This window comes from Epibacterium sp. ABZ3_068 (assembly GCF_056159265.1).
In genome coordinates, this window is record NZ_JBSWUV010000003.1 from 176,313 (window position 1) to 186,451 (window position 10,139).

Annotated in this window: 13 protein-coding genes and 1 pseudogene; 3 read left to right on the forward strand and 11 right to left on the reverse strand. The window is 53.1% G+C overall.

The annotated features are described in order from the left end of the window. Positions 1 to 37 precede the first annotated feature (37 nt). From ACXAEW_RS21735 to ACXAEW_RS21780, 10 genes are all read right to left on the reverse strand, one after another. The gene (locus tag ACXAEW_RS21735) at positions 38 to 748 is read right to left on the reverse strand and encodes a GAD-like domain-containing protein (RefSeq protein ID WP_474943429.1); all 711 of its coding nucleotides are present in this window, start codon (positions 746 to 748) and stop codon (positions 38 to 40) included. After that, positions 748 to 1,497: a polymorphic toxin type 15 domain-containing protein gene (locus tag ACXAEW_RS21740; RefSeq protein ID WP_474943430.1), complete on the reverse strand. Its 750-nt coding sequence runs from the start codon at positions 1,495 to 1,497 to the stop codon at positions 748 to 750. The genes ACXAEW_RS21735 and ACXAEW_RS21740 overlap by 1 nt, the downstream gene beginning before the upstream one ends. An 83-nt stretch (positions 1,498 to 1,580) precedes the next feature. After that, entirely contained in the window at positions 1,581 to 1,958 is a 378-nt protein-coding gene (locus ACXAEW_RS21745; protein ID WP_474943431.1) for a hypothetical protein, read from the reverse strand. 81 nt (positions 1,959 to 2,039) lie between these two features. Further along, positions 2,040 to 2,315 carry a hypothetical protein gene (locus tag ACXAEW_RS21750; RefSeq protein WP_474943432.1) on the reverse strand — a complete coding sequence of 92 codons (276 nt, stop codon included), beginning with the start codon at positions 2,313 to 2,315 and terminating at the stop codon, positions 2,040 to 2,042. A 17-nt stretch (positions 2,316 to 2,332) separates the two neighbouring features. Continuing rightward, positions 2,333 to 2,569, reverse strand: a complete 237-nt coding sequence (locus tag ACXAEW_RS21755; RefSeq protein WP_474943433.1) for a hypothetical protein — start codon at positions 2,567 to 2,569, stop codon at positions 2,333 to 2,335. A 287-nt stretch (positions 2,570 to 2,856) separates the two neighbouring features. After that, a complete protein-coding gene (locus tag ACXAEW_RS21760; RefSeq protein ID WP_474943434.1) occupies positions 2,857 to 3,519 on the reverse strand; it encodes a GAD-like domain-containing protein in 663 nt (220 codons plus the stop codon). 10 nt (positions 3,520 to 3,529) lie between these two features. Then, positions 3,530 to 4,144 (reverse strand): polymorphic toxin type 15 domain-containing protein, encoded by a 615-nt coding sequence (locus tag ACXAEW_RS21765; protein WP_474943435.1) that lies wholly within the window; start codon positions 4,142 to 4,144, stop codon positions 3,530 to 3,532. Between the two features lie 72 nt (positions 4,145 to 4,216). Further along, positions 4,217 to 4,912 (reverse strand): GAD-like domain-containing protein, encoded by a 696-nt coding sequence (locus ACXAEW_RS21770; protein WP_474943436.1) that lies wholly within the window; start codon positions 4,910 to 4,912, stop codon positions 4,217 to 4,219. 7 nt (positions 4,913 to 4,919) lie between these two features. Next, the gene (locus ACXAEW_RS21775; RefSeq protein ID WP_474943437.1) at positions 4,920 to 6,605 is read right to left on the reverse strand and encodes a polymorphic toxin type 15 domain-containing protein; all 1,686 of its coding nucleotides are present in this window, start codon (positions 6,603 to 6,605) and stop codon (positions 4,920 to 4,922) included. Next, on the reverse strand, positions 6,605 to 7,282 hold the full coding sequence (locus ACXAEW_RS21780) for a hypothetical protein (RefSeq protein WP_474943438.1): 678 nt from the start codon (positions 7,280 to 7,282) through the stop codon (positions 6,605 to 6,607). Before ACXAEW_RS21780 ends, ACXAEW_RS21775 begins: the two co-directional genes overlap by 1 nt. A 491-nt stretch (positions 7,283 to 7,773) precedes the next feature. On the opposite strand from ACXAEW_RS21780, the gene ACXAEW_RS21785 reads away from it, so the two are divergent. Both ACXAEW_RS21785 and ACXAEW_RS21790 read left to right on the forward strand, forming a co-directional pair. Then, the gene (locus ACXAEW_RS21785) at positions 7,774 to 7,968 is read left to right on the forward strand and encodes a helix-turn-helix domain-containing protein (protein ID WP_474943439.1); all 195 of its coding nucleotides are present in this window, start codon (positions 7,774 to 7,776) and stop codon (positions 7,966 to 7,968) included. Continuing rightward, positions 7,928 to 8,224, forward strand: a pseudogene (locus tag ACXAEW_RS21790) (ISNCY family transposase); the annotation flags it as partial. The gene ACXAEW_RS21785 and the pseudogene ACXAEW_RS21790, both read left to right, overlap by 41 nt. Here the strand turns inward: ACXAEW_RS21790 and ACXAEW_RS21795 are convergent. Then, positions 8,207 to 8,650, reverse strand: coding sequence for an NUDIX domain-containing protein (locus ACXAEW_RS21795; RefSeq protein WP_474943440.1), 444 nt, complete (start codon positions 8,648 to 8,650; stop codon positions 8,207 to 8,209). The pseudogene ACXAEW_RS21790 and the gene ACXAEW_RS21795 sit on opposite strands and share 18 nt — an antisense overlap. 639 nt (positions 8,651 to 9,289) lie before the next feature. On the opposite strand from ACXAEW_RS21795, the gene ACXAEW_RS21800 reads away from it, so the two are divergent. Then, a partial coding sequence (locus ACXAEW_RS21800; RefSeq protein ID WP_474943441.1) for an IS110 family RNA-guided transposase occupies positions 9,290 to 10,139 on the forward strand: 850 nt, incomplete at its 3' end.

Here is a 10,139-nt window from a genome sequence, read left to right on the forward strand (position 1 = left end):
TTCATATGCACATGGGCTTTGACAGCGCCTTGCACATTCAACCTATCTCGCGCAGCCTTTGTATCCCTGATGGGCCAACGTTTGCCAAATAAAAGGGCTGCATCTGGGCAAGAATCGCGAAATGTTCGAGTGCTGGGACACGTCGGATGTTTTCGACACTACGTTGCGGGCTTTCGAAGCCGGTCAATGCGAGTGCGGGAAAAAATCCATAGCATTCACCAAGAGCCAATCGTCCATGAGTTGCAATGCAGCGATCGAGCATCTTTGCGCCTTTGAAGTCGAGGAAGTCTGCTTTGTCTGATCGCGAGATTACTGAGTACGATGCGACAATATTGGGGTCTGGTTCGCTGGTTTTCTTTGGCAGAAAACCAGCTCTAAATTCAGTTGGTGCAAGCCTCTGAGAAAAGATCAATCCTTCGACAAGGCTCACATTAACTTGCCCATGTTTCTTCGACCAAATGCTCAGTTCCCCAAAGGCGCCGTAAGATACGGTCGTGCAGTCGTGATGGCTGAAATCATGATCTCCCTTGAATATCAGAGACAAAATGGGAGCAAATTCTGACGGCCGACATACTGTAACAGCACCGTCCAGATATGTCGCCTGTCCTTTCTGAATCAGGAAATTGGTTAACCGTTGCGGCAATCGATACTCTAGATAATCGCGCTCTGCCTCGGGCATTTCCCTATGCTCCAACGGGTCGCCTAGTTCTAACTCAAGCTCTGCATACTCTTGTTCCACATCCGCCATCAGGGGCACCTTACCAAGTTGACATTCATTTTTCGGTTCGACATGCCGTTACGCCGCATATCCTGCGCAGCAGTGCCTAAACCCTGCGCTCTGTTATCTCTGGGCCATTGTCGCCCAATACCTTGGTTCTCAGCAGCGCCGCCTATTCCTACCGCTGATGGGTTTCCACCTGCCACGATGTCAAGAAAATGCGTTGCATTGACCGTATTCATCCGTTCTCGGATCTCTGCACGACCTAGACCTTGATCCCGCAGGTTGTCTTCAAATGCATCTCTGGCACGTCTCTGCGCACTGCCATCCCGAATTAAATCCGTAAAGGAACCGGAGCGCCCCAATCTCATGTGCTCTGCCCTCGCCTGTTCTAAAACCCACTGGGCGTAGGCCATGTCATCAGCAGTCATACCGTTTATCGTTGCCATTTGTTCTGCAAGCTGGCGATCAAACTCCGCTGCGTCTGCACCGCGAGGAAGATCAAAACAAGGCACTTCATGAGGCTTTGAGCGCCGGGTGATCCTTGTAATCCCGTTCGTGGCCCCCTCGGCGAGTTCGTCAATCTTGCCCTTCAACGCCTTGATAAGGTCGACCATTTTACCGGTCAGGGATTTCAGCAGGGCAAAAGCCCGCATCAGGGCTTGACCCGCGCGGCCCGATTTTGACAGCGCCGCGGTGATCTTGGCCGTGTAGGTCGTTATACGGGCTGCGAGGGCCGCACCGCCGGTGCCTGCGGTGAAGAAGGCAATGATTGCCAACACAATGGCAATCAGCAGCTCCGGGATCAGATAGCCAACGCCCATGGCAATCATGCCAGTGGGTGTTGGGGGAAATTATATCGTCACAAGGATCTTAGATAGGAGCGAGTTTTTTCGACCAATTCATTTATTTCATTTGTACTGCTGGGATTTTTTCGGATTTCTTCAGCAACAACACGATCAAGTATCTCCAGAAACTGATCAAAGCTTACATTAAACTCTTCTCCGGGCCCAGAGCCCCCAGATGCCCAAAATTCAATGTATGGGTAGTCTCTTGCGTTCCCGCAGTTGTCTTCAGCCAGATTCTCGGGAAAATTGCAGATTTCGTAGTTGAACGCATAGCCGTTTCCACTAGCCCACTGCCTCAAAATAGCTGGAAACATACCCGGCCGGATCTGATAGAAAAAAGATTGCACGGGGTAGGGTTGGTCGGAAAGAAGGGGATAGATGTCACTTTTCATTTGTCATTTTTGTCAATCCGGGAAAAAGGAAGTGACTTCATTTATGGCCGTGTCTTCATGTCTAAACATTTGAATACCTTGTTAAATGTCCGCGAGCTTAGCAGGTTGTTTGTGCCACAAGTTCAACCATTCAGCTGCTCGAATGACGTTTGCAAAAAAGTAGGCGCATGCCTCTTCTTCGGTGAACCACGTCTGCCGTTCGGTTTTCTTGCCCCTTTCGGTTTGATAAGTCACCCAAGTGCCGTTCACGCATTCGATACCTCCCCCGAATTCGCCACCATCAATACCTCCGACAGTGTAGTAATCGTCGGGAATGCCATGTCGACTGATCGCATCCAGAGTTTCTGTGAGGTTCATGGTGTCCCTTTAGGGCATCAACTCAATTTGTATTTCAAAAGAAGGTCATAGTCGGAGAGCTTCCCATCTTTCACAGCTTCAAAATCTTCTTGCGTAATCGGATGCCTCTTAATTCCGCCGGCCAATTCCCCGGACAAATATTCATAAATATACCCCTCATCGGTTCTCTCAACGCTCCACGTAGGGCCGATCACTCGATGCTCTTCAATCCGTGTGTCTCTCGGCGTAGCTTTGATTTTCTTTCCAAGTTTCATAGTTTTAATCCAAAATAATTGGTGTGAAATCGACACCTGTAAAGTCCATTACAGCTTCTGGCATTCCCCCTGACGTATAACCACCGGGTAACCAGAATTCATTGGCACCACCTTCGTTCCCAGACGGAACTCTAAAGCCACTAGGTCATGTAGGTTGAAGGATCAGGGCGATCAATTATACCGGTCAGAGGTTTCAGCAAAGCAAAGACCCGCATCAAGGGCTGACCGGTGCCAGCAAAACACGAGAGGGCAAGGTGTTTCGCTCTTATTATTCCATTGGAGGAACTTCACCCAATAGGGCGAACGATTCTCGGGGGTGTGGAGAGGTAGTCAACCAATTGAAACTGTTGCAGCTGCGCGAGGAACAGAAAATGCTCCAACGCAGGAACAATTTTGATGTTCTTCAAATCCGGCGCGCCGCCCATGGCCAAAGCCGGAAAAAAACCAAAAGCCTGACCAGGACCCGGGCGGCCAAGTTTTTTCACCGCGCGTGAAAACAGTTTCTTGCCTGCATCGTCGTAGGCGTCGAGAGATTCGTCTTTCGCTAAACGAAATAATAGCGCAGTCAACGCATTCTTCGAAGGGCCCGGAGTGCCTTCTTTTGTAAGACCATTCGCAATAACCTCGCTACGGAGAAGATTTATATCAATGAGCCCATGCCGTTCGCTCCATGCAAAAACGGTCCCAAATGCTGAATATCCAAAGACGTGACAATCTGCATGCGAGAGTTCTCTATCGGCGTGGAAGACCTGCGAGAGAAGACCATTGAAGGCCTCTGGCATGCAAATATTGAACAACCCCTTGACCCAATATCCAGTACCTTGCGTTTTCCACAACTCCAATAGCATGTCGGGTACTTTTCCATGATAGGCCGAAATCAACCCATCAGGAACGAACTGCGCCTCCATAAGGGACCCATTGCGGTCTATTATTGCCTCAAAGTCATTCATTTTATTATCCTCAACACGGTCTGAGTCGTACGTTTGCCTTTACCGCTCCTCGGCTCGTCTGGTCAGCGAGAACGCTATCTAGATTATCGACCTTGTTTCGCCATTGACTTCCGAGTGAACGGTTTACACTGCGGTTTTGCAATCCGGAAATATCGGATGGATCCCCGCCAGCGACGATGTCCAGAACATGGGTTGCATCCAGCGTAGATGCTTCTAGCTCCGCCAAGCGTTCAGCTTCAATTAGCCCATGTTCATCTGCTAGTTCATCAATCTTATCACGTATCCACTGTGACCGCGCATTGCGCTGTACGGCCACATCCCGGAACGCGCTAGTCCCGCTCGCTGTGACCAGCGCTCGCCGTCGCATCAATTCAGACAGATCACTGTTGTTGATCGCAGCTTCCTGCTCGGCGAGTTGGTCCAGAAACTCTTTGCGTGTGGCATTGGGCGGCTGAGTAAAACAGGGCAATTCTGCCGGGTCTTTCACACGCTTCCCAGACCGCCGCGTAATCCTTGTGATCCCGTTGGTTGCCCCCTCGGCGAGTTCGTCAATCTTGCCCTTCAGCGCCTTGATCAGGTCGCCCCTTTTACCGGTCAGAGGTTTCAGCAAGGCAAAGACCCGCATCAAGGGCTGACCGGTGCCAGCAAAACACGAAAGGGGCAGGTGTTTCGCTCTTATTATTCCATTGGAGGAACTTCACCCAATAGGGCGAACGATTCTCGGGGGTGTGGAGAGGTAGTCAACCAATTGAAACTGTTGCAGCTGCGCGAGGAACAGAAAATGCTCCAATGCAGGAACAATTTTGATGTTCTTCAAATCCGGCGCGCCGCCCATGGCCAAAGCCGGAAAAAAACCAAAAGCCTGACCAGGACCCGGGCGGCCAAGTTTTTTCACCGCGCGTGAAAACAGTTTCTTGCCTGCATCGTCGTAGGCGTCGAGGCTGTCGGGCTGGTGCCCAAGAAGTCCAACCACAATAGGCGTGTTGGAATTCAGTTTTTTTTCTGGATCAATCAACCGCGCAGCTTCAACCTCTGACCGTGCAAGGCTGATTTCAACTAGCCAGTGCCGCTCACTCCACACGATTAAGTCGCCAAATGGCCCATAGCCAATCACATGGCAATCCCGATGGGAAAAATCCTTGTCCGCATGAAAGATCTGGCTGAGCAAACCGTCGAATTCCCCCGGCAAGCAAACCCGCATCAGGCCGCCCTGCAAAGCGCCCGTACCGTGATTTCGCCAGAAATCAATCAGGATGTCTGGCAGAACCCCGGTCCATTTTTGCAGGACATCCTCGCTAACGATAGTAGCGTCCAGCAATGGACCTTCGTCTTCAATGATTTCATCGATATAGTCTTTGCCGCTGCGGCCTTTGATTTCGCTGATATAGGTCATTTCTTCCTCAACATGGTTTCATATGCACATGGGCTTTGACAGCGCCCTGTGCTGATTGATTTGCTAAAGCCGCGTCAAGTGCATCTACACGCGTGCGCCATTGGCTGCCAAGCGAGCGATTGACACTGCGGTTTTGTAAACCGGAGATTGCAGATGGATCACCACCTGCCACAATATCAAGCACATGGGTTGCATCCAGAATGGAAGCTTCATTTTTAGCGATGCGGGCGGCTGATTTCCTCGTTTGTCCACCATCAATCAGCTCGCCAGTCCTGTCTCGCAACCATTTGTCACGTGCCGTGCTCTGCGCTGCACCATCGCGCAAGGCTGTCGTGCCCTGCGATTTGACCAGCGCTCGCCGCCGCATCAATTCAGACAGATCACTGTTGTTGATCGCAGCTTCCTGCTCGGCGAGTTGGTCCAGAAACTCTTTGCGTGTGGCATTGGGCGGCTGAGTAAAACAGGGCAATTCTGCCGGGTCTTTCACACGCTTCCCAGACCGCCGCGTAATCCTTGTGATCCCGTTGGTTGCCCCCTCAGCGAGTTCGTCAATCTTGCCCTTCAGCGCCTTGATAAGGTCGACCATTTTACCGGTCAGGGATTTCAGCAGGGTAAAGGCCCGCATCAGGGCTTGACCCGCGCGGCCCGATTTTGACAGCGCTGCGGTGATCTTGGCCGTGTAGGTCGTTATACGGGCTGCGAGGGCCGCACCGCCGGTGCCTGCGGTGAAAAAGGCAATGATTCCAAGGACAATGGCAATCAGCAGCTCCGGGATCAGATAGCCAACGCCCATGGCCACCATATCCGTCCAGAAATTGGGTGGGATCATCATCAAGGTGCCCAGAAGCGTGCCGCCCAGAACTGCCAGAACTCGGGTCTGCGTGGCGACCTCAATCATCGCTCCAGCCCATTCGGCACTTTCTTCGACCAGGTCTTTCACGATCTGAGCCAATTCGCCAAAGTCCGGCAAGGTCTGCAGAAAGGTGCTGAGGGCTTCGAGCGCGGCTTCAAAATCGGCAATAGCACCTTGAGCAAGGCTTTGCAGAAGTGACAGGATTTGGTCGCGCTGCTCCCACAGGGCTTTGGCCCCGGCGGATAGGCTGTCCCAGGCATCCCCAAGCATATCCGGCAGGCTGGAGAGCCATGTGCCCACAGCGCTCCAGAATTCGCCTTCGCCCTCCCACCAGGCGGCCGCGCCGGATTTCAGATTGCTCCAGAGGCTTTGGAACAGGCCGAGCCAGCCATCTTGCTGCCACTCCAACACCCAAGGCTGCATGGCAGTTTCCATGGTTTGGGCAAAGGCGGCGAGTTCTGCAATGATCTGCTCTTCCAGAGCGGCGGGATCGGCCCCACCTTCGGGAACCAGTTGCGCTGTGATGGCGCCGGGATTGGGGGCACGGTCTTCATATGATCCGACGTCGGGGCGCACGCTTTGGATGGGTTGCCCGTCTTGCAGGCCGTATGTCGCCAATGCGCGTGTCCGCGCGCCTTCGGTGATAACGCCACCGTCTCTGTACTGCACCTTGAGCGGGGCAAGGGTGATTGGTGTCTTCCACGGATCGTCATAATGCGCTTCGATCCTGTATCGCGCGGCGCAGGGCGCGCAGATCTCAGCCACGGGTGTGTTGGGCTGTGTTTCCGCAACCTGATTACCTTGCGCGAAGTTACCGGGGTTTTGTGGGGTGCCTGCCATCAGCTCATCTCACTGTAAATGGCCGAAAGACGGTCTGCCAGTTCACACTGGCTGCGAGACGCGTGAATGATCTGCGCAACCTTTTCATATTGGGGATCCTGTCGCCACCCTGTGCCGTGCACCAGAGCAAAGGCCACATTGGCCAATTGTTGCGAGGGGGTTTGCCCTGGCGGCAGGTTTTCTTTCAACCAGACCAGCAGGCGTTCGTTTGTCTCTGCATCAAACAGGACCCAGTGCTGTGGCAGAATATACCTTAAAATCTCGGCTTTAGCTTCCGCACCTTGCCTGACGTAAGCGACGAGCCGGGTGACAAACTGGGGGAGGGTATCATGTTGCCAAAGTGCCTTAAGCCAGTCAGCGATATGAGACACGAAGGTTGCAACCGCATGTGAGCGCGCCACGTTGGGATTGCCGAGCGTTTTTGTAATGTAGCCTTGGAAACGTGGGTCTAGCCAGAAGTGATGTCCGACTGAGATGGCCACATTACACAGCTTGGACACATCGCGTTTACCCGTAACTTGGTGTTGAGCGGCCCATTGTGCGGTGGCTTCACATGACGCGCTCAGATCAGATGGTTCCACATCCAATGCGGCAAAGTACTCGGTGTATGTGGCGTAAAGATGATGAGCCTGCGCCGTACACCATTCAGCGCGGACAGGGGCGGTCAACGCCACCATTTGGAGAGCAGAAAATTTTAAAACCATAGCGCAACGAACGAGCAAAAATAAGTTGAGTGAACAAAGTTGCGATCACTCTACCAATTTACTCTCAGTATGAAAGGCGAATGTATCTGAAATCCGGCAAGCTAAGATTTTTTCTCCCATGGCCAGCGCCGGCCAACACATGGTACATCGACGAGGTCGCCAACCGGAGCAAAGGCAAGACACATTGGCTGTGGCGTGTGCTCGACGCAAACGGTGACGCCCGCAACATTCTCATCCAATCGCCTAAAAACACCACCGCCTGTCCGCCAGATCGAACCGACACACGAGAACCGACGCGTTCTAAAGGGACTGGCTTAGGACACGCTGGCATACCAAAATTAACATAATCATGATTACGCTAAACGTATATGTAGCCGCAAAGCAGTAATATCACCCATCGGCAAAGCAGAAGTGTCATTCTCGCCTGCAATGAGAACAGGCCGAGAGATTGGGGATGGGTGATGATGAGCGAGCGCGAGTTGAACCGCGTGGAGGTTTTGGCGCAAATCGATGATGGCCGGTTGACGGTAGACAATGCGGCGAACTTGCTGGATCTGACACGGCGACAAGTCTTTCGGCTTCTGAAGCGATACCGCCAGGATGGGGCCTCAGCGATCTGGCATAAGGCGCGTGACCCAGTTCGGCCGCGCGCTGAATGAACTGAACATCGAGAACCTGTGCGCCAACAGCTCTTAAGCCAAAGGCCGCGTAGAGCGGGCCAATCGCACGCTTCAGGACCGGCTTGTCAAAGAGTTGAGGCTGGCGGACATGGAAGCCGGAAACGCCTTTCTTGAAGGCTTCAAGAACCGCTTAAACGCCAAATTTGCCAAGGCCTCGGCAAAACCGGATAACCTGCACCGGGCGTTGAATGTGGAGCCAGACCGCTCAACAACGCGGTTATTCAAAAAGAGCAGACTTGGGGTAAGGCAAGGCTAACGTCGGCGCATCCACTGCATCGAAATAACGCAATTCTACCGTTTCTGGGTCTGCAGGCTTTTCTGCCGGAAACCAAACCTCACAATGATAAAGTAGTACAGTATACTCGACCTGATCCCCATTCGGATAGGTATGCCTGAATTCGTCGCCACCAAATGCGCCTGTGAGAGAAGCGGACTTTAGCTTGAAGCCTGTCTCCTCAAAGATTTCTCGTCTCAAGGCCTCTTCAGGCGCTTCTCCAGGTTCGATCGCACCGGCGGGCAAGCTCCAACCTTCCGACCCGGTTTTTCTCTGCAACAATAGTCGACCTTGTTCATCATGAATTATTGCTGCGACTGATGGCACCATTAGGCGGTCATGACCGACCTTAAGACGTAAGCGTTGGATATACGATTGTGTCGTCATATTGAGTTGATAACTGTTTCAGGAGAAATGTGCCAATGGAAGCCTGGGCACAGTCCAGTCAATCTTGACCGACATGGCGGAACATTCTTTCTGACACCCACAAGGCTTTTCAGCCCGTAGACCTCAAATATCGCAGGGCTGAAAAGCCTTGCGGGATCGGGTAGTCTGTAACCAAACCACTTTTTTCGAGTGCTTTGAAATGCCGCTTCTTGATCCACCATTAACTCCTCCACCGAAAATCAAGCTCTCTCGTATGCGGGATATTGGGTGGTCGAAATGGGACCCAATCGGGCTCTTGGCTGATGGACAAAAATGGGACGATGAAGACTGCCTACCATTCGCGGATGAGTATGACAGTTGTCTCCTTCAAGCCGCAGGCCAGCTGAGACGGGGCGCAACTGAAGAAGATGTCGTGAGATACCTTGTGGATATTGAGGCGAACTACATGAACCTTCTGTATCTCGTCTTTGCTATGTTGCCCCCGTCAGCTGCCTTGGCCGAGGTTGCTGACGGGGCGGTGTATGGCGTCTGAGCCTTGTGGGGTTGACCACGTTTGCTAGCGAGCCAGCACCGTCTCTCTTCATAGTCTCGAACAGTTGCATGTGGCCGATCAGGACCACGGATCAGAAGGAAGAGAACATGGAAAGATTAACACAGGACGCAATCATCGGCATAGATGTCAGTCGCGATTGGTTGGACATTCACATTTTGCCCTCCAACTGCAGTCAGCGACTGCCAAATACCGACGAAGGACATGAACGGTTGAGTGAGATGGCTCTGTGCGAACGCGCATTGGTGTGCTTTGAGGCCACAGGGGGACAGGAGTGGAGGTTATGGGCTGCACTGGATGCCGCGGGGATCAAGACACGGCAATTGCCACCCGCGCAGGTCAAGGCCTTCGCCGCGAGCCGGGGCACGCGCGCCAAGACGGACGGAAACGACGCTAAGTTGATTGCACTTTTCATGGTTTTCAGACCTGAAGCCGGGCGCACCATCCCACATGAAAAGATACGCTTTCTCAGAGCCTTGATGTCAAAGCGCGGTCAACTCGTCGAGACACGAAAGCGGCTACTGGCTCAGATCAAGGCACATGACAAGCAGGGTTCGGCTGACATGTTCGAAGCCATGAACGGCGAATTGAAAAACCTGCTGGATCGTCAGATCGCTGAGCTTGAAGCCCGGATCGAACAGACCATTGCAACCGATGAGAGCCTTGCAAGGACCGCCGACATCTTGCGTTCTGTTCCCGGTATCGGCCCCGTGGCAAGCACGATGCTGATCGCAGAGATGCCGGAACTCGGACAGATCACTGGTGAGCAAGCTGCCGCGCTGACAGGCCTTGCGCCAATCGCACATGACAGCGGCGCGATGCGGGGCAAGCGCACCATCGGCGGTGGTCGGCGACTGCTGAGGCATGTGATGTTCCAATCCGCGCTCGTCGCCAGTCACCACAATCCGGTTCTCAAGACCTTCGCCGATCGTCTGCGCG

What these genes read in the sequence shown, in the direction of transcription:
- ACXAEW_RS21760 (WP_474943434.1), bottom strand. Translation starts at nt 3,519, where the DNA reads ATGAATGACTTTGAGGCAATAATAGACCGCAATGGGTCCCTTATGGAG.
- ACXAEW_RS21780 (WP_474943438.1), bottom strand. Translation starts at nt 7,282, where the DNA reads ATGGTGGCGTTGACCGCCCCTGTCCGCGCTGAATGGTGTACGGCGCAG.
- ACXAEW_RS21765 (WP_474943435.1), bottom strand. Translation starts at nt 4,144, where the DNA reads ATGCGGGTCTTTGCCTTGCTGAAACCTCTGACCGGTAAAAGGGGCGAC.
- ACXAEW_RS21795 (WP_474943440.1), bottom strand. Translation starts at nt 8,650, where the DNA reads ATGACGACACAATCGTATATCCAACGCTTACGTCTTAAGGTCGGTCAT.
- ACXAEW_RS21770 (WP_474943436.1), bottom strand. Translation starts at nt 4,912, where the DNA reads ATGACCTATATCAGCGAAATCAAAGGCCGCAGCGGCAAAGACTATATC.
- ACXAEW_RS21745 (WP_474943431.1), bottom strand. Translation starts at nt 1,958, where the DNA reads ATGAAAAGTGACATCTATCCCCTTCTTTCCGACCAACCCTACCCCGTG.
- ACXAEW_RS21750 (WP_474943432.1), bottom strand. Translation starts at nt 2,315, where the DNA reads ATGAACCTCACAGAAACTCTGGATGCGATCAGTCGACATGGCATTCCC.
- ACXAEW_RS21735 (WP_474943429.1), bottom strand. Translation starts at nt 748, where the DNA reads ATGGCGGATGTGGAACAAGAGTATGCAGAGCTTGAGTTAGAACTAGGC.
- ACXAEW_RS21755 (WP_474943433.1), bottom strand. Translation starts at nt 2,569, where the DNA reads ATGAAACTTGGAAAGAAAATCAAAGCTACGCCGAGAGACACACGGATT.
- ACXAEW_RS21785 (WP_474943439.1), top strand. Translation starts at nt 7,774, where the DNA reads ATGAGCGAGCGCGAGTTGAACCGCGTGGAGGTTTTGGCGCAAATCGAT.
- ACXAEW_RS21775 (WP_474943437.1), bottom strand. Translation starts at nt 6,605, where the DNA reads ATGGCAGGCACCCCACAAAACCCCGGTAACTTCGCGCAAGGTAATCAG.